At 44.0% G+C, this 17,991-nt stretch carries 18 protein-coding genes; 9 read left to right on the forward strand and 9 right to left on the reverse strand.

The features are described 5' to 3' along the window. Positions 1-44 precede the first annotated feature (44 nt). Both gorA and U1P77_RS08285 read left to right on the forward strand, forming a co-directional pair. Complete coding sequence (gene gorA, locus U1P77_RS08280) at positions 45-1,400, forward strand: glutathione-disulfide reductase (protein ID WP_321154563.1); 1,356 nt, start codon at positions 45-47, stop codon at positions 1,398-1,400. A gap of 166 nt (positions 1,401-1,566) precedes the next feature. Then, positions 1,567-1,779 carry a hypothetical protein gene (locus U1P77_RS08285; protein WP_321154564.1) on the forward strand — a complete coding sequence of 71 codons (213 nt, stop codon included), beginning with the start codon at positions 1,567-1,569 and terminating at the stop codon, positions 1,777-1,779. 29 nt (positions 1,780-1,808) lie between these two features. Here the strand turns inward: U1P77_RS08285 and U1P77_RS08290 are convergent, their stop codons facing one another. After that, complete coding sequence (locus U1P77_RS08290) at positions 1,809-2,387, reverse strand: GNAT family N-acetyltransferase (protein ID WP_321154565.1); 579 nt, start codon at positions 2,385-2,387, stop codon at positions 1,809-1,811. A 101-nt stretch (positions 2,388-2,488) separates the two neighbouring features. After that, the gene (locus U1P77_RS08295) at positions 2,489-4,141 is read right to left on the reverse strand and encodes an FAD-dependent oxidoreductase (protein ID WP_321154566.1); all 1,653 of its coding nucleotides are present in this window, start codon (positions 4,139-4,141) and stop codon (positions 2,489-2,491) included. A gap of 339 nt (positions 4,142-4,480) precedes the next feature. Between U1P77_RS08295 and truD the strand changes: the two genes are divergently transcribed. Beyond that, positions 4,481-5,629 carry a tRNA pseudouridine(13) synthase TruD gene (gene truD / locus U1P77_RS08300; RefSeq protein WP_414479082.1) on the forward strand — a complete coding sequence of 383 codons (1,149 nt, stop codon included), beginning with the start codon at positions 4,481-4,483 and terminating at the stop codon, positions 5,627-5,629. A gap of 75 nt (positions 5,630-5,704) precedes the next feature. Here the strand turns inward: truD and U1P77_RS08305 are convergent, their stop codons facing one another. Together U1P77_RS08305 and U1P77_RS08310 are read right to left on the reverse strand one after the other, a co-directional pair. Further along, complete coding sequence (locus tag U1P77_RS08305) at positions 5,705-7,189, reverse strand: GGDEF domain-containing protein (RefSeq protein ID WP_321154568.1); 1,485 nt, start codon at positions 7,187-7,189, stop codon at positions 5,705-5,707. 248 nt (positions 7,190-7,437) lie between these two features. Beyond that, on the reverse strand, positions 7,438-8,319 hold the full coding sequence (locus U1P77_RS08310; protein ID WP_321154569.1) for a PHP domain-containing protein: 882 nt from the start codon (positions 8,317-8,319) through the stop codon (positions 7,438-7,440). A 231-nt stretch (positions 8,320-8,550) separates the two neighbouring features. On the opposite strand from U1P77_RS08310, the gene ispZ reads away from it, so the two are divergent. The 6 genes from ispZ (at position 8,551) to U1P77_RS08340 (ending at position 13,543) form a co-directional block, all read left to right on the forward strand. Further along, positions 8,551-9,102 carry a septation protein IspZ gene (ispZ, locus tag U1P77_RS08315; protein WP_321154570.1) on the forward strand — a complete coding sequence of 184 codons (552 nt, stop codon included), beginning with the start codon at positions 8,551-8,553 and terminating at the stop codon, positions 9,100-9,102. 148 nt (positions 9,103-9,250) lie between these two features. Beyond that, a complete protein-coding gene (locus tag U1P77_RS08320; RefSeq protein ID WP_321154571.1) occupies positions 9,251-9,613 on the forward strand; it encodes a YciI family protein in 363 nt (120 codons plus the stop codon). Further along, entirely contained in the window at positions 9,610-10,068 is a 459-nt protein-coding gene (locus tag U1P77_RS08325; protein WP_321154572.1) for a hypothetical protein, read from the forward strand. Before U1P77_RS08320 ends, U1P77_RS08325 begins: the two co-directional genes overlap by 4 nt. 46 nt (positions 10,069-10,114) lie before the next feature. Further along, on the forward strand, positions 10,115-12,304 hold the full coding sequence (gene mnmC, locus U1P77_RS08330) for an FAD-dependent 5-carboxymethylaminomethyl-2-thiouridine(34) oxidoreductase MnmC1 (protein WP_414479000.1): 2,190 nt from the start codon (positions 10,115-10,117) through the stop codon (positions 12,302-12,304). 52 nt (positions 12,305-12,356) lie between these two features. Beyond that, positions 12,357-12,782, forward strand: a complete 426-nt coding sequence (locus tag U1P77_RS08335) for a secondary thiamine-phosphate synthase enzyme YjbQ (RefSeq protein ID WP_321154573.1) — start codon at positions 12,357-12,359, stop codon at positions 12,780-12,782. Between the two features lie 209 nt (positions 12,783-12,991). Beyond that, the gene (locus tag U1P77_RS08340; RefSeq protein ID WP_321154574.1) at positions 12,992-13,543 is read left to right on the forward strand and encodes a hypothetical protein; all 552 of its coding nucleotides are present in this window, start codon (positions 12,992-12,994) and stop codon (positions 13,541-13,543) included. Here U1P77_RS08340 and U1P77_RS08345 read toward each other — a convergent pair. The 5 genes from U1P77_RS08345 to tsaB form a co-directional block, all read right to left on the reverse strand. Continuing rightward, positions 13,540-14,205, reverse strand: a complete 666-nt coding sequence (locus U1P77_RS08345; RefSeq protein ID WP_321154575.1) for a DUF4112 domain-containing protein — start codon at positions 14,203-14,205, stop codon at positions 13,540-13,542. The two genes, U1P77_RS08340 and U1P77_RS08345, sit on opposite strands and share 4 nt — an antisense overlap. Then, complete coding sequence (gene ubiA / locus U1P77_RS08350) at positions 14,198-15,136, reverse strand: 4-hydroxybenzoate octaprenyltransferase (RefSeq protein WP_321154576.1); 939 nt, start codon at positions 15,134-15,136, stop codon at positions 14,198-14,200. The genes U1P77_RS08345 and ubiA overlap by 8 nt, the downstream gene beginning before the upstream one ends. A gap of 119 nt (positions 15,137-15,255) precedes the next feature. After that, on the reverse strand, positions 15,256-16,188 hold the full coding sequence (locus tag U1P77_RS08355; RefSeq protein ID WP_321154577.1) for a class I SAM-dependent methyltransferase: 933 nt from the start codon (positions 16,186-16,188) through the stop codon (positions 15,256-15,258). A 71-nt stretch (positions 16,189-16,259) separates the two neighbouring features. Continuing rightward, positions 16,260-17,102 (reverse strand): undecaprenyl-diphosphate phosphatase, encoded by an 843-nt coding sequence (locus U1P77_RS08360; protein ID WP_321154578.1) that lies wholly within the window; start codon positions 17,100-17,102, stop codon positions 16,260-16,262. Positions 17,103-17,223: 121 nt separating this feature from the next. Beyond that, positions 17,224-17,946, reverse strand: a complete 723-nt coding sequence (gene tsaB / locus U1P77_RS08365; RefSeq protein WP_321156663.1) for a tRNA (adenosine(37)-N6)-threonylcarbamoyltransferase complex dimerization subunit type 1 TsaB — start codon at positions 17,944-17,946, stop codon at positions 17,224-17,226. Between the last annotated feature and the right edge of the window lie 45 nt (positions 17,947-17,991).

Genomic DNA, 17,991 nt, shown 5'->3' on the forward strand with positions numbered 1-17,991 from the left:
GTTCAAAATTATGCCAACAACAACTTAATAAAGGGACAGTAACTATGACAAAGCATTATGATTATATCGCCATTGGCGGCGGTAGCGGCGGCATTGCCTCAATCAACCGAGCGGCGAGCTATGGCAAAAAATGTGCCATTATTGAAGCCAACCAATTGGGTGGCACCTGCGTGAACTTGGGCTGCGTACCCAAAAAGGTAATGTGGTATGGCGCGCAAGTTGCCGAAGCCATTCATAAGTATGCGTCAGACTATGGGTTCGATATCGATGTCAAAGGCTTCGACTTTCAAAAGCTGGTACAGAGCCGCCAACAATATATCGAAAACATTCACCGCTCTTATGATAACAATTTGGCAAAAAACGGCGTCGAGGTGATAAAAGGCTTTGCTAAGTTTGTCGATACCAATACGGTAGAGGTCAATGGTGAACACATTACGGCTGACCATATTTTGATCGCTACTGGCGGTCACCCGATTCAACCAGATATCAAAGGCGCAGAATACGGCATCGATTCTGATGGTTTTTTTGCCTTGAATCACCTGCCAAAACGTGTGGCTATTGTAGGTGCAGGCTATATCGCCGTTGAAATTGCAGGGGTGATGAATAGCCTGGGCGCTGAGGTACATCTGTATGTGCGTCAGCACTCGCCGCTGCGCTCATTTGACCATAGTATTGTTGAAACCTTGCTGATAGAGATGGAGCAAGACGGCATTCAATTACACACCAACACCACGCTAACTGAAGTCAATAAAAATGACGATGGTAGCCTGACCTTGTGTACCAAAGACGGCAGTCTTGATACAGTAGATTGTTTGATTTGGGCCATTGGTCGCGCGCCCTCCACGGAAAATATCAATTTGCAAGTGACGGGTGTGGAGACTAGCGACATTGGCAAAATTAAAGTCGATAAGTTCCAAAATACTAATGTCGATAGCATTTATGCGGTAGGCGATATTATCGAGAATAGTGTTGATTTGACGCCGGTGGCTATCGCGGCAGGTCGACGATTATCAGAGCGCTTATTTAATAATAAGCCTAATGAGCATTTAGACTATGAATTGATACCGACGGTTATATTTACCCACCCTGCTATCGGTACTATTGGATTGTCTGAAATCGATGCCGTTAATCACTATGGCAAGGACAATATTAAATGCTATAGCTCGACATTTACCTCAATGTATAGCGCGGTAACCCAGCATCGCCAAAAGTGTACGATGAAACTGGTGTGCTTAGGCGATGATGAAAAAGTCATTGGTCTGCACGGTATTGGCTTTGGCATAGATGAGATGATTCAAGGCTTTGCGGTAGCCATCAAAATGGGTGCTACTAAGGCTGACTTTGACAATACTGTTGCCATTCACCCAACCGGTTCAGAAGAATTCGTGACGATGCGCTAGTTTTTATAAATTGAGCAATACTAGGGCGTGCCATCAATCAGCCTCTGCATACATTTAATTTATGCAGAGGCTCTGATAAATATGGTTTGAAGGTATTTAGATATGTCTCATACTGACAGCACAATCACAATACTGCTATGATATGAATATTAAGAACTGTTGAGAGATGACTGTGTGGCAGGCGTACTTTTTTATTTTACCAATTGGTCTAGGTATCATGACCTTAGTGGCAAGCTTAATGTGCTTGTTCGCTTATCTTATGTCTGATGATAACGCCACGCGCCTGCCCGCTTTTAACTGGTTCAAGCGCTTGATTATCGTGGCATTTATATTGCTTAGCATCGGATTGTTTATGACTTTTAGAAACTTTTGGCGTTAACTCAAACACGTTTTTTTATCTGTTACTCATTAACTACCGACTGTCTTTTCTAACTCTAATAATTGTAAATCTTGTCGCTTTGGTTCACCATTATTACCATCTTCTGGGAACGGCATAGTCACTCCTGTCAGCTTATAGCCGCGACGCTCATAATAAGCCAGTAGCTCAGGGCGATGGCTTAAAATAGACATCGTTAGACAGCTGGGCTGGTCGCGAGATTGTAAATGTCGTGTGGCAAAGGTTTCTGCTGCTTGTAATATCTCATGACCAACGCCGTGCCCTTGCAGCTCCGGATGTACCGCAAACATGCCTATATAAGCCCTGCTTTTATCGGTATTTTCTTGCATATCAACAGCAATACAGCCGAGCAGCTCACCCGTCTCTTGCCCCTCACGATTACCTGTCTCAGTCTGTGGATAAAGAAAAACATAGTGCTTAGGGTCAGCGATAACACTGGTAAGCTCGGAGTCAGTAATACGAATACCACCGACTAAATCAGCTTCATTGGTCCAGCCTTCATCTTGTCGATAACAGCGATCCAACAGCTGCTTAAGGGCATCAACATCATCAGATTTGGCTTGCCGTAAAAATAAAGCATTTTTATTCATAATATTATCTCGCTTTTGATTGTATTCAATCCACAATAAAATAAGAGGCTGTCCTCAATAATGAGTTCAGCCTCTATAATAAACCTTAAAATGCTCACACTCTAGCGCGACAAGGCATGTGCTTGGTCAATAATATCAAACCCAGCATTGATCTGCGCGCGGGTTGGCGCATGACCACGCCGCAACAGCTCGCCAAAAGCCACTAACTCTTTATCACGGCCCAACGTACTGGCAGCACTTGCGCGGGTATTTTCGCCATCATCATCAAAATAATACTCGATATAATTAAGCGTATCTGGTGTTCCAATCAAGATATTATGATCGGGCGTATTGGCATGACCGCTGTAACGTAGACTTTTACCATACTGCATTGTCCAGAAGAAAGGTACGCGCTCCTCAAGCGAATTGACATCATCGTCCTTCAAAATCGCAGCAGCAGTCACCAAGCCATGTTGTAACGCCACCCGCCAATGCTCAATACGCATGCGCCCCATTTGCCCAGAAGCCTTAGCAATATCTCCCAGCGCATAGACTCCATCGCGTAGCTGTAGATGACTATCAACTTGTACACCGTCCGGATCATTTACTTCTTTTAATAAATCAGTTCGCGGCGATACGCCTGTGCCTAAGATCACGATATCTGCGTCTATCTGCTCACCATTTGCAAGCGTCACACCACCAACTTGTGAGAATGTATCGTTTTTCGTACTGTCAGTATTTTCATCAGCACTGCTATCAACACCTGTAATCTCATTCACCGTCGCATCTAATACGAACTTAATGCCATTATCTTCGTGCAGTTTGATTAAGGCGTTGCTGACTGTTTCAGAGACAATGTTACCCATCACCCGATTGTCCTGACCAATCACGGTTATAGATGCGGTCGTGCCCGCTTGCGATAGGGCTGAAGCAACTTCCATACCGATAAAGCCGGTACCGATTATGACCACACGCTGATCGTGTGTGGCCGCTTTGATTAATTTGGCATCATCCATACTACGTAAGGTGTAGACACCATCAAGATTAGCCCCTTTTATAGGCGGTACGATAGGAGAAGCACCCGTAGCGACCACTAAGAAATCTGCACTTAGTTTTTTATCTTCCTCTGCTTCACTGCTAACAATAATGGTGCACTCGTTGGGCAATACTTCGCTGACCGTTTGACTTAAGCACAAATCAATATTATTTTTCTGCGCCCAGTCGCTACCACCAAGTAGGAGTTTTTCCTCAGGCATATTTCCTGCCAAGAATGCCTTAGATAGCAGCGGACGGTTATAAGGGGCTTTATCATCTTTACTGATTAACGTAATCTTACCGCCGTAGCCAGTATTGCGTAGATGATGTGCGGTCATAAATCCAGCTGCACCGCCGCCAACAATGACTGTATGAGTCTCTTTCAACTGATCATTAGCAATAATATGATCTATTTTCGCCGCCGTATCGACCGTTAAACTATCACCATTATCGGTAAACTGGTATTGAGTCAATCCTTCGGTTGCTACGGGTTCTAACAGGGTCCCATCACTGCTATCAAAGGTTGCATGATGCCAAGGGCAAACCACACGATTGCCACAGCGCAGACCTTCGCCTAAATCTGCCCCAGCATGCGGGCACTTGCCATCGAAAGCATGGAATGTGTTGTCGTCACGAGTGATTAAAATGATACTATCGTCATCTTGTTTATACGATTTCATGCCGCCACTGGGTATGTCAGCTTTATGAATAGTAACGGTGCTAATAGTTGAGTTGCTCATGGGTCATCCTTAACGGTGGCAGTTGCTGCCTGATTATTATGTTTGATTGAAACTTCATTCAATGAAAAATCACATCCATTGATAGTAACAAGTACGCCACTCGCGAGATGTTTTATTGTATGTCTCCCTCGTTGCAAAACGTAACTTTCCAATCAATGATATAGTTTTTATATCCCTTTATTAAATCCTACTTTAAACCTGATAACAATAATAGATGACTATTTTATGACTTCTCAAGACATTAATCTTACTGACGCCACCTCTCTACTAACAACCGATAAAGAATCCGTTAATAAAAAATCAACGAATCAAGAATCAGTCGATATCGCAAGCTTTGATATGGCTGCAATAACGGATACCGCTCAGCTGCCACAGCCAGCGCTAGCGCTAGCGCCGCTGATGCAAGCCACTTATAAGACCAACGCAGAAGACTTTGTGGTTAATGAAGTGCTACCCCTTGACTTGACTGGGGAAGGTGAACACTTATGGCTGCATATCCAAAAATCAGGTATGAATACTGCGTTCCTCGCCAAACTATTAGCAGAGTGGGCAGATATTCCCCTACGCGATGTGGGTTATTCCGGATTAAAAGACCGTCATGCGATCACGACTCAGTGGTTTAGCTTACGCTTGCCAAAGAAGCAATTACCGACAACCGATTTTTTGCCCACAGACTTAGGTGAAAACGAAACCGTACAGATACTTACCCAGCATTGGCATAATAAGAAGCTTAATCGCGGGGCGCACCGAGCCAATCAATTTATCATTACTTTACGTGATATAAAGTTTGAGGCGGAAACTTCAGTGGTGGAGTATCAACAACAAATACAGCAGCATTTAGAATACATAAGCCAAAATGGCGTGCCCAATTACTTTGGCCCGCAGCGCTTTGGTCATGGTGGTAACAATATTAGAGAGGCACTTAGATTGTTTACTCAGCCTCCGCAAACGAGCAGTCGTACGCACAAGAAAGATAAAAGTAAGCGCAAACGTGTCCCACGAGAGCAGAATACAATGGCATTGTCTGCTGCTCGCAGCCTGATATTCAATCATATCTTAGCCGCACGCGTGCATGATGGCAGTTGGGACAAAGGACTGGCAGGTGAAGTATTTAACCTTGCAGGTTCAGGCTCGATATTTTCTAGTGAGCAGTTAGATGAGACCTTGCGCGCACGACTTTCTGACGGCGATATTCATCCAACAGGTGTGTTATGGGGCGTTGGTAATGACAAAGTAAGCGGGACAGCGGCCAAAATTGAAGAAGATATCGTGCAACAAAGCTGGTTATTAACACAGCTAGCAGTCGGTTTAGAACAGCGCGATATCAAGGCACAACGGCGGGCATTGCGCTTACCAATTGAGGAAATGACTTGGGAATGGATTGACGAGCAGGTGCTGGTATTGAGCTTTAGCCTACCAACTGGCAGCTTTGCCACTAGCGTCCTAGCAAGCTTAGTACAGCAACTACAGACGCCAGCAGTAAGATAAAATACTAGGTTAATTAATTACTTTGTTTATTAAGTGGTTTGCTTGTCAATTGGTTTATTCATTAGCTAGCTTTTGTCAGGTACCATAGCGTGACTTAGTAGCATTAGTAGCACTAGTGGCATTAACCATATGGCCTTCTGCTAATAAATCATTGGCACTCACCACTTGATTGCGACCTCTATCTTTGGCTTTATATAACGCTTTATCGGCAGTGCTGATTAAATACTGACAAATGTTACTGGGCAATTGTATTGGCAGCATATCTAGATTGTGTGCGGTCGTTGGTTTATTTTTCTGTGACTTGGAACGCTTTAGTTTGGCTGATTTAGAGTTATTTGTATGAGCCGTAGTCATACATCCCTGCTTAATACGTGCCAGCTCAACATAAGTGAGGGTGTATAAACCAAGACTGGCGGTAACTTGAAAGCTAAGTTCAGTATCAACTTTTATCACACGTTGAGCAATATTTTGCCGCAGTTGCTCAGTAATAACCATGGCGCTATCATGCTTAGTATCCGGCAGGACAATCAAAAACTCTTCGCCGCCATAGCGACTAACAATAGCTTTATCCGTCAGAGCACTTGATAACGACTGTCCCACTTCTCGCAAAACCTGATCGCCTACTTCATGACCATAATTGTCATTGACACCTTTGAACAGATCCAAATCTAATAAGATAACACTAAAATCTTGCTTGTCAGTCGCTGTCATGATTGCTTGCTTCATTTGCGTCAAACCATAGCGACGGCTGTTAAGTTGGGTCAGCTCATCTTGATTGGCATGTTTTAAGATCTCATTCTTACCATTATCTAATATCAACAACAAAGTACGGAACATGTAAACGATAAAAATAGCTTTAGGCAATGCTAAATATAGGTGGGTTGAACGCCAAAAAAATGCCGAAGATAGGCGCAGCTGATCTAAATTTTCCCAGTTCAGCGTACCATTTTGAAAAATAGAAGTGGCCATGGCATTTTCAATGGAGATCGTCTCGCTATAGGTCAGATAACTATAGGTATCAAGAGGAATAGAGATAAATGTCAGTTGCCGTAAATTGGGTAAATCAATCCCTAAGTAAGGGACAAGGCTCACCAAAACAATTACCGTAATATGCCCTATAAAAGCTTTCCAAATATAGCGCCGACGCACCAACATCATTCCCAGCATCGCACCTCCTACCAGCGATACGCCAGATACAAAGCTGCTATGCCCCATCACCAAAATCACTACCGCAATATAAACACTATAGAGCGTAATTAACACAATCTGCCATTGATGTAGATACTTATCGTCGTTTTTGATGTGCGCTAGATGACCCACCATCCACCAAAAAAACAGCCCTATCAGTGTCACGCCTATCCACATAGGATACAGCAATCCCATATCGACATAAGTACCATAGGTATCTTGCCACAACCAGACAAATAAACACCATAGCCAATGTAATGAGACTTCCATCACCATAAACAAGGCCAACAGCGATGCTCTATCCGCTGCACGCCACTCAAAAATGATTTCAGAGAGGCTTTTATAATCTAATCGGTGTATCGACACAGCCATGTATGCGCTACCACGTGATGAGTTGTTAAGGTCGAGTCAAGACTCTATCTATTTAGGGCTCTCTCGGATTCTGGCTTACTTTAAACAGTGCATTTACTATCGCAAGTTTTATGGTAACTATCAATCCGCTTTACTGTCTTATGCGTCAACCTGCACATTAAATAGTGAGGCATATTTTTAAATTAATTAATTAGTAAGATTTAACGTTAACTAAATCTTATCACCTTTTAGATTATAAAAATTTTAAATTACGACAGCAGATTAAAGGACTGCCAGACCCCTTGCTGTTCGGGGGCCAAAGTCGGTACATCGCCAATACGTCGCCACGGCATATTACTACCATGAAAATCACTACCAATCGACGTAACCAGCTCATGCTCAGCAATAGTGCGATCAACCATTCTGCGGGTGCTAAGCGGCTCACTATTGGCAGGCAGCTCACAAGCATCGCCACCCAGCTGGGCAAATTCTTCGATAAGCTTACGTACCCGTGTTGCTGAAAGCTGATAGCGTGTCGGATGCGCCAACACTGCCTTACCACCACAAGCATGAATCAGCTCAATACCACGTTGCATACTTAACGCTTCAATCGCCACATACGCAGGCTTATTATCGGCCAAATATTTATCAAAAGCTTTTTGAACGGTTTTGACCAACCCACGCTCGTATAACACTTGACCAATATGAGCGCGCCCAACCGCTTGCGGATTGTTGCTTGCCTTCGCGCAAATTTCTTGCCACAGCTCATCATAATCAAGCTCTAGCAACTCACTGAGCTTTTCAGCAATACGTTGGCCGCGATTCGCACGACTGTCTTGCAATTGTTGTAAGGTTTCATGCATCTGTGCGCGGTCGGTAAAATCCAGTCCCAACACATGGATAATTTTATTGGTAGATTTATTTTTACCATAGCCGCCACTAAGGGTATGCTCACAGCTAATCTCAACCCCGTTGACGAGCTGCATATTGCACGCTTCGGCAGCAGCTCTTGCCTCATCAATACCTAATAAAGTATCGTGATCGGTCAGTGCCAATACAGTGACTCCTGCTGCATGTGCGCGCTGCACCACTTCCGTCGGCGCATAAGTCCCATCAGAGCGAGTACTGTGGCAATGTAAGTCAATTTTCATAAAGTTGGCCTTAAGGTTTTTGAGCATGGTATAACAGCTGATAATACTGGTAACGATAAAATGAAGAAAAATAGCCGTCTAGTAAATATTAGAGACCATGATTATAGGTAGTAATTATAAGATTTTTTATATAAGCCTGTTATATAAAGCGATTATAGTACTGATTGCTTTTTTTCGGCGCAGTAGACGTGTAAACTACCCCATACGTTTGTGTTGGACATCCCATTTGCTATGAAAGCCTTACTAGACTTCATTCCCTTAATTGCTTTTTTTATTGCTGCCCGTACCCACGGTATTTTGGCAGCGGCAGGCGCATTATTGGTTGCCACTATCATCATTTATGCCATTCATTTCGTGCGTCAAAAAGGTAAATTTGATAAGCAACAATGGGTCGTACTGTTATTAACCATCGTCTTTTGCGGCGGTACGTTGCTACTGCGTGATGACATTTACTTGCGTTGGAAATCACCGATTATTAACGGTATCTTTGCCGTAACACTATTGGTCAGTGCCGCTATCAATAAACCACTCATGCAACTGGCAATGAAAGAGGTATTCAGCCTATCGCTGAGCGGCTGGAAAAAGCTAACGGTCGTTTGGGCACTGTTTTTTGCATTCATGGGTGTGCTACATTATATCACGGCATTTACCATGTCGGACGAAGCATGGATTAACTTCAAAACCTATGGCTGGATTCCAATTATGCTGGTGTTCGTTGTTGTCCAATTCGCACTATTGAAAAAGCATCTAAATCCGGCGCTGACTGATAAAACAGCCAAGTAACAGTTGGTAGCTTTGCTTCCAATATTTTATATAAGAAAGAAGATGTTTTTGATACGCTAATAGCGATAATAATTAAGCGCTAAATGATGTTATTTTTACTAAGCGTGATTGTTTATTCTTTATTTTTACTACTTATTAAGGAAGTATGATGTCTTTATTTGCCATCATTGGTCATGACGTTGCAAATAGCAGCGCGCAGCGGAAGATCACGCGCTCCGAACACCTTGAGCGTCTACAAGTATTGAGTCGCGAGCAACGGCTGGTTATCGCAGGGCCAAACCCCATCAAGCATGATCAAGGCGCTATGACAGAAATGTCAGGTAGTATTGTCATTGCTGATTTTGAGTCTCTTGATGCGGCGCAAGCGTGGGCAAACGCTGAGCCTTACTTGCGCGACGGGGTATACAGTCATGTGGATATCAAGCCATTTATACAAGTATTACCCACACCTACTGACCAAATTTCAAACCAGACCTCAAGTGAAACATCAGATAAGGTCGCGGCATCGTGAATCAGCTGTCATCGTTATTAAAAACATCAAAGCTGTTAAAGAACCAAAGCTATAAACGCAGCCTGGTTAGTGTGATTCTAATGGCAGCTATGTCAGTGCAAGCAGCGCCAACAGTGACGGCTACTGACCCAGTAGCAACACCACCTGTCGCGGGTCAAACTAATAGCTCTCAATCATTGCCATATTCAACGCTAAACGCAACAATGCCAGCTACCAACACTTTAGCGGCACAGTTGCAACCGTCAAACAAAGCGTTATCAGCCGCCAATCAAGATCTTCTCAGTCGCAATGCGCAGCTACAGCGACAAGTTAATGACTTACAAACACAAACGAATGTTTTGGTATACGAAAGCAAAGGCCAACTGTTTTTGTACGGTGCTTTTACAGTACTGATTAGTCTATTGGTCGGTATTTTTATCTCGTGGCTGGTTTTTGTCCGCCGTGAACGCTGGTAGAAACGCTATTATTTATTACTTATTTATTTATCGGGCGTGACTGTCTATGTCTAAACCCACTCCTGCACTTGTCAATGCTCGCCGCATTCCCAGCCAGCCAGCTGCTCAGTTAAAGACCGCTGAGCCTCCCCATATCAACAAATCTGCTGCGATCAAACCTGCTAAAATTGATTGGCAAACAGATGATACCGGTAATATGGTGCCGGTATCCGGTGAGTTTGGTGATGTGTACTTTTCTCATGCTGACGGTTTAGCAGAGTCGCGTTATGTCTTTCTTCAATGCAACCAACTACCAGAGCGCTTGGCAAATTTAGCCCCGCAGCAGTGCTTTACTATTGCTGAGCTGGGGTTTGGTACTGGACTTAACTTATTGGCAGTATGGCAACTCTGGCGACAACTGCGCGCGACGCATCCGCAGTTAGCCACGGCACGTTTGCATCTCATTACCACTGAAAAATATCCTATAGCGCGTGAAGATTTAACACAGATATTAACGTTATGGGCACAGCGGGCGCCTGAATTGGCAGATATTATTCAGCAACTGTTGGCCGCTTATCCAACCCTTATCGCAGGCTGTCATCGACTTAACTTTATTAACGATAACTTAACCGTTGATATTTGGCTCGGTGATGCCACTAACAGTTTGGCTAAATTAAACCCAATAATATCCAACCAAAAAATCGCCTACATTGATGCCTGGTTCTTAGATGGGTTTGCACCCTCTTGTAATAGTGCATTGTGGGGGGATTCGATATTCACACAAATACAGCGCCTATCAATATCTGGTACTACGGCAGCGACCTATAGCTGTGCTGGTATCGTCAAGCGCGCATTGCAAAATAGTGGCTTTGAGATCAAAAAAGTAGCAGGTTTTGGCCCTAAGAACGAGATGCTAACTGCGGTTATGAGGGATACTATAACGCCAGATGCTTTAACTGCCGCTAATGATTCGGTTAAAGCCGAAGCTGAAAATAATGCTAAGCCGTCAGTATCAGACAAGCCCAATCATACGGTGATCATCGGTGCTGGCGTCTCTGGATTATTAACCGCATGGTCACTTGCTAACCGTGGTATTAAAGTGACGCTACTGGATAAAACAGCCCCACTATCAGGGGCCTCCGGCAATCCACGCGCCCTCCTCGCACCAAAAATGACCCCTATTCATCATGTCGATGACCATCTACATACCATAGGCTATCTTTATAGCAGCAGACTATATCGCCAGCTCAATGATAACGCTATAAAAGGAAACATGCCGCCCGTACTTGAACCAACTGGCGCGCTCGATTTATTGGTAAAAGCCAATATCGGTACTGAGCAGATTGCGGACTATCCTAATGAGATGGCAACCACACTATCGGACGCACAAGCACAAAAAACGACAGGTTTAGTCCAGCAAGACTTGTCTGAAAATTTATATCTGCCGCAATCAGGATTAGTCAATCCGCAAGCGCTGAAAGAGGTGATACTTGAACATCCCATGATTACCTTTGAGCAATTGGCTGTCACACAGATCGATGAAACTGAGGCGCAGGTTTCTGTTTCCGGTCATAAATATATGGTTAGTCATAAATCTACTATTAGCCACAACGATGTAGAAAATGATGTCTCACAAGAGGCTGAGGTTATTACTATCCAAGCTGATAGCTTAGTCATCTGTGCAGCCTATGAAAGCCACCAATTAGATGGTCGTATTTTTGATTGCCGTAAAATTCGTGGTCAATTGTCTTGGTTCACCCCGACCGCTGAGCAACGTACTAATTTGCCTAAATTACCAATCAAATATGGCGGTTACTGCGCCCCATTTATGGGTCAAATCGGTGATGCTAAATTAAACAACGTCTTCGAGGGTCAACAGCAGATTTTACTCGGTGCAAGCTTCGTGCGTAATGACACTGATACCGATATCCGCAGTCATGAACACCAGCAGAACCGGGATAAGCTGGTTATGGATATCCCTGAGTTGGATGCAGTTATTCCAACGGATACTAACTTATGGCAAGGACGTGCCGGCATCCGGACACAAACGCCTGATTATCATCCAATGGTCGGTCGGTTAGCGCAAAGCAAACGAATATGGACACTGTCTGCAATGGGTGCGAAAGGTTATGCCTTTGCCCCTATTTGTGCAGAAGCGCTGGCTGATATGATAATAGGAGACTTTGCACCGTTGTCTGCTGCGATGCTGGCACGACTTTCACCAAATCGTGCGCTTTTACAAACGCCACTGGTCTAACTCTTTAAAGCTAACTTATAGGTTTACTCTAGCCAACAGTGAGAACTATCTGATGCCTTATCAGCAAATCACCTTAACTCTCCCTCCCCACACGCGCGGTATTCACGTCATCACCCCACTGATTCGAGATGCCATTCGCGAGCTAATACCTAGTAAAACAGAAGCTGGCTTAGTGCATCTATTCTTACAGCATACCTCGGCAAGTCTGGCTATCAATGAAAATGCAGATCCCGATGTGAGATTGGATACTGAAGACTGGCTAAATAAGATCGCGCCCGCCAATCAGCCAGAATATCGCCATACGTTTGAAGGCTCCGATGATCTGCCAGCTCATTTCAAAAGTATGATGTTTGGAGTGAGTTTAACCGTACCACTTGTGGATGGCGTGTTGGGACTCGGGACTTGGCAAGGTATTTACTTATGTGAGCATAGAGATCATGGCGGTCAACGAAAGCTGATCATTACCGTCAGCACTTAAAGGTAGATAGATGGAAAGATAGATAGATAGATGGAAAGATAAAAGGATAGATTGTTCCTCTCTCTCGATTGTGCTTAAATAAAAGCCTCTTAATCACTAACCGTTTCTTTATGAAAACCAAGCTTCTCATTTCATCCAAATTTAAGCGCTCCAAGTCCTGTTTTCGCATTCTTCCAGTTGTTTTCTTAAGCCTATGCAGCTTTTTTACTTTGAATGCTTGCCAAAAAACACCCGACTCCGAGACTGCTGCTGAAACGGAGACAGACATCCAAAGTACCTCTGTTACGACCAGCGTTAGTGATCCCCAAAATGCAGATGCGGTGGCAAGAACTGAAAAAAGAGCTGAGGAACTAGCGGCAGAGAATGAGCGAGAGATTAATCTGGCTGAACTTGAAAATAACATTGGTGCGGGAGGTGTAACCCCAAATGCTGAAACTACCAAGCCCAGTCCAGAGCAAGCCATAAAAGACACACAAATCACCGACGTTAAATATCGAAGTGCCACAGGTAATGCTTTATCTGTAGTCTTTGAAACCTCAGCGACAGGCGTACTTAACGCTATCGTGACCTTACCTAATAAACCAAAAATGATCCTCAGCGCCCCAGAAGGACAAGGTAACAACCCAACTTATGGTTCAAAAGATGGCAGTATTGAGCTTATCAGTCATGGTGGTGGCAGTACTATAGACCTAATGCAAAATAATAAAGTGACCAGCTTCGATGCCATTAGTGCCGAAGCTGAAGTCGTCACTCAGCCTTAACCAAACCCCGTCAATCTGCCAAAAGCGCCAATCAACCAACTAATCGCTGCCCAAAGCCCCCAACCGATAATCGCGATGACTATCAGACCTAAAATATCAGGTATGTGCAGATACAACCAAGCAACGATAGGATAACGCCAAAAGCGACTGCTACGCTGCTCATCCTCTAACTGTTGATGCAAAAAGGGACGATCCATATGCGTCGTTTCAGTGATGCCATATTCATCCTGTATATGCTGATGGACAATGCTAAGGGTTTTACGACTGGGGCGAATAAAAATATCCAGCAACGTGCCAATTCCCGGAATAACGCCAACCACCATATCAATTAATGCCAGTCGTACCGCAGGGGTCATCTTGCTTACTGGCACACCCAATTGACGACCTAATATAAAGGCATAGCTTGTCAGAGCAAGTCCTGCTAAGTCACCCGCTAATGGTATCGTTGACAAGGCCGCATCTGCACCGATGCCTTGTTTGGTAAAGGGAATACGTACTACTGAATCCATCGCGTTGGCAAACTTGGCTAATTTGCGCTCAGTCGTAATAACCTGCTCACGCGTCAAACCTTGCTCATTAAGGTTAAGCTGATAACTGACTGATCGCTCATTTAATGATGTCTGGGTGGACTGTCGCTTTGGTGGTTTACGTAATTTATCCATTAAAAGTTGTCCATAAACAGGATATAGCGACCAAGGCAAAAACATAACGTCCTACCCAGATATTGGCTAAAAATGCTTGAAAACAGGCTGGAGCTTGGCGACTGGCACAGGCGCTATTTTGCTTGGCAAACATCATTGCTACTAAGGCCAATCCAAATACAGGCGTAATACCTAAACGGGTTGGCGCAAAGTAATGCCACAATACCACTCCCATTATTAGTAGAAATAAACTTTGTAATACTGAGACAATCACCACATCGAAACGGCCAAATAATATCGCTGTGGACTTAACCCCGATTTTTAGATCATCATCCCGATCTGCCATTGCATACTGAGTATCATAAGCTACTGTCCAGCACATATAGGCCAAAAATAATAACCAGCACCAGATATCAGTGGCACCGGTTATCGCCACATAGGCCATCGGTATCGCCCAGCCAAAGGCGGCCGCTAAAAACACTTGCGGCAAATGGGTGAAACGTTTCATAAAGGGATAAATAAAGGCTAGAACCACCGCTCCAAGTGACCAATAAAAAACTTGAATCGGTAGGAACAGTAATAAACTGGCGCTTAGTGCGACTAAGACTAAAAATGTCGCAATAGCTTCTTTCCCAGACAAGCGACCATCTGCTAACGGTCGACCTTTAGTACGAGTCACATAACCGTCTACTTTACGATCCGCAAAATCATTAATCGCGCAACCTGCTGCTCGCATCAAAATCGCACCTAACGCAAAAATTACAAATATCTTTAGACTGGGTAGACCCGCACTTGAGCCTTGCAGCTGGGATTGACCCATCGCTGCGAGTAATACTCCCCATAGCGTCGGCCACAGTAGCAGCTCAATCCCGACAGGCTTATCAAAGCGCGTCAACTGCATATAGGCGTAGAGTTTTTCTTTACGTGTGATGGGGGACGTTGTAGTGGTCATAGCGTTGTTGTCATAATGAGGCATTAACTTATGTTAAAGCTAAAAGTAAAAGCATACTGAAAATAAAAGAGAATCGTTCATACTAACGTGCTACTGCTATAAATAGGTAGAACCATCGACTACACAAAATAGCCATCAAAACGTACGGCTTCATTTTGCCAGCTATCATTAGGCGTTTGATGAGCAAATAATGGCGCATGCTGTGGACGCTTAACGATAACGCGGCCCTGCTGTTTAATATTATCAATCACATTGCTACTGACCAGCATCTGAGCACTTTTTAGCAATTGCTGCTCTTGAGCTAACGTTGGTGGACAAGCTAAATAGTGTAACGCTTGCATATGCTTACCAACTTTGGCACCTTTACCCGTTTTACTGTCTTGATAGCTGTCCTCTGGAAACATCGGATCTAAATACACCACATCGATGCTCTTTTTATCAAAATTATTAACCGCATCTGTAGTTTTAAGCGTAGTAGTATCTTGGCGATGCGCAAAATAACTGAGCGCATCGATATTAATAATATGCAAACGTGACATCAGCTTTTGCCAATTCGGCTGGGTACTCATACGCTCACGTTCAGCGAGCAATAATAATGCGATCAAAGGTTGCTGCTCAAGCATAATCACTTGCGCACCGGTACTGGCCAATATTAAGCTGTCATGACCAAAACCTGCTGTCGCATCAATCACATAACTATCAGCGCTAATTTTTGTCGCTTGTAATAAGAGTTCGGATTTACGACCCGCGCTGACCACGCGGCGTTGTAGCTTGTCCCATTCAGGCGCGACACTTAGACCGTTACTGAGCCATGACAGCTTGTTTTTATCATCTAATAATAGAATAGGCTGAGTAGCCTCCGCACTCAATTGCTCTCGATATTTTTGGTTGAGCTTACCGGATATCAGCTCGGTATTTAAACTTAAGGACAGCTGATGCTTGCTCACTAGCGCTTGCAAAAATTCAACTTGCGGCTGCTGCACCTCGGAAGTATAAAGTAATTTACACTTACTGAACGAAACAGCGTTGTTAGCCGTAAGTTGAGCGGTCATGAATATTATTCCTCAAACACCAAGCCAAAAACCTGAAAATCTAGCAAGTCTACTCTTATAAAAAACAGCAACTAGCCGGCGAATTGATAGCCAAAGCCCCAAGCTGCTACTAATACTACGATACCAGTAATAATACGCAGCCAGGCAAAAATCTTAAAGTCGCGGCGACTGACCCAAGCTACCAGCCAGCGAATACACAACAGCGCCACGATAAATGACACTACTGTGCCTACGCCCAACACCAACCAATCTTCGCTATTGGTCAATACCTCATGATGCTTGAGCAAATCTAATAACCCAGCACCAATAATGACCGGAATACCTAAGAAAAAAGAGAATTCTGCCGATGCCTTACGTGAGACCCCAAGCCATAGCGCACCAATAATGGTGGCGCCGGAGCGTGACGTGCCCGGTATTAACGCCAAACACTGAAACAGGCCAATTTTTAATGCGGTCTTGAAGCTGACATCTTCTGCTTCGTTAGCAATAATAGTCTTTGGGCGATTTTCTACATAAAATATCAGCAAACCACCGATAATCAGCATAATCGCCACAGTAATAGGGTTAAATAAATAGGTTTTAATTTCGTCGGCAAAGGTAAAGCCGATGAGCATCACTGGAATGGTAGCAATAATCAAACTCAGTCCCAACTGTCTTGGGTTACTCATAACATCCGACTTTCCGGTGACTAGCCCTGTGAGCGCTTGCCACAATCGTCCCCAATAGTCATAAATGACTGCCAGAATAGCCCCCAGTTGAACCACTACTATGAACAAATCGACCTTGTCTTTAGTCCAAAAGCCCATCAAGTCTGCTGACAAGATGAGATAACCAGTACTGGAAATGGGTAAAAACTCAGTAATACCCTCAACGATACCCATGATGACGGCTTGAATTAATAAAAGTATATCCACAATCGCTTTCCTAAAAACAGACTTGCTGGTTGTTTTATATTGTCGTGATATGGTTGATATTAGACATTCAACGATGAGGTCTTTAGCCGTTATAAACAATGCCTAATGCGATATAATAAAACTACGCTTTGCCTTGTTCTTTCAGGGTTTTCCAAGCTTGATTGCGTAAGTATTTTGGCAGTGCAAGCGCCGCATCGGTACCCCCCAAAGTCATAAATTGCGCAATACCCAATTGTCCTATGACCACCGCATCGGGGCAGACATCTTCATGGTATATCTGCCCATCATAGTGGCTCAGTAAGCCAGCGCCATTACCAACGATAGGAATATTAAGCAGCGTTTGACGCTCATAATCTAACAGCTGCTCTGTACTATCGCTTTCTTCTATACTCACTGGCTGCATGATAGCAATTTTTGATGGGTTATCTGACTGGTTATCCAATCGCTGCTCTTGTAATAAATAATGCCCGAAATACACTTGCTGCATGCGGGCATCAAGGGCACTATAAACCTCTGTTAAGCCATATTGCTGATAAGCACACTGCGCAATTGCTTGTAGGCTTGAGATACCCACACAAGGCAAATCATGCGCCACCGATAATGCTTGCACCACTGCCGTATTAATACGAATACCGCTAAACGCACCTGGACCGCGGTTAAATATTAATGCTTGTATATCAGAGAGGCTTAACTGACTTTTGGTTAAGGCAGCGTCAATCATCGGCAATATTTGCTGAGTCTGCTGGCGTTTACCGGTTTCAGTTTGGCTTGATATGACCTTACCGCTGTCATCAAGTATCGCGATCGAACACTGATCGAACACGGTATCCATTGCTAAAAACATCATGACCTCGGCTTAAGCTACTGGTGTTATCAAATAGCGCCTATC

It is taken from the genome of Psychrobacter sp. LV10R520-6 (assembly GCF_900182925.1).
Taxonomy (GTDB): domain Bacteria; phylum Pseudomonadota; class Gammaproteobacteria; order Pseudomonadales; family Moraxellaceae; genus Psychrobacter.

Bases quoted from the DNA above. Each gene is read 5' to 3' on its own strand.
- U1P77_RS08345 (WP_321154575.1), bottom strand. From the start codon at position 14,205: ATGGATAAATTACGTAAACCACCAAAGCGACAGTCCACCCAGACATCA.
- U1P77_RS08305 (WP_321154568.1), bottom strand. From the start codon at position 7,189: ATGGCTGTGTCGATACACCGATTAGATTATAAAAGCCTCTCTGAAATC.
- U1P77_RS08285 (WP_321154564.1), top strand. From the start codon at position 1,567: ATGACTGTGTGGCAGGCGTACTTTTTTATTTTACCAATTGGTCTAGGT.
- U1P77_RS08355 (WP_321154577.1), bottom strand. From the start codon at position 16,188: ATGACCGCTCAACTTACGGCTAACAACGCTGTTTCGTTCAGTAAGTGT.
- truD (WP_414479082.1), top strand. From the start codon at position 4,481: ATGGCTGCAATAACGGATACCGCTCAGCTGCCACAGCCAGCGCTAGCG.
- ispZ (WP_321154570.1), top strand. From the start codon at position 8,551: ATGAAAGCCTTACTAGACTTCATTCCCTTAATTGCTTTTTTTATTGCT.
- gorA (WP_321154563.1), top strand. From the start codon at position 45: ATGACAAAGCATTATGATTATATCGCCATTGGCGGCGGTAGCGGCGGC.
- U1P77_RS08290 (WP_321154565.1), bottom strand. From the start codon at position 2,387: ATGAATAAAAATGCTTTATTTTTACGGCAAGCCAAATCTGATGATGTT.
- U1P77_RS08335 (WP_321154573.1), top strand. From the start codon at position 12,357: ATGCCTTATCAGCAAATCACCTTAACTCTCCCTCCCCACACGCGCGGT.
- mnmC (WP_414479000.1), top strand. From the start codon at position 10,115: ATGTCTAAACCCACTCCTGCACTTGTCAATGCTCGCCGCATTCCCAGC.
- ubiA (WP_321154576.1), bottom strand. From the start codon at position 15,136: ATGACCACTACAACGTCCCCCATCACACGTAAAGAAAAACTCTACGCC.
- U1P77_RS08295 (WP_321154566.1), bottom strand. From the start codon at position 4,141: ATGAGCAACTCAACTATTAGCACCGTTACTATTCATAAAGCTGACATA.
- tsaB (WP_321156663.1), bottom strand. From the start codon at position 17,946: ATGTTTTTAGCAATGGATACCGTGTTCGATCAGTGTTCGATCGCGATA.
- U1P77_RS08310 (WP_321154569.1), bottom strand. From the start codon at position 8,319: ATGAAAATTGACTTACATTGCCACAGTACTCGCTCTGATGGGACTTAT.
- U1P77_RS08320 (WP_321154571.1), top strand. From the start codon at position 9,251: ATGTCTTTATTTGCCATCATTGGTCATGACGTTGCAAATAGCAGCGCG.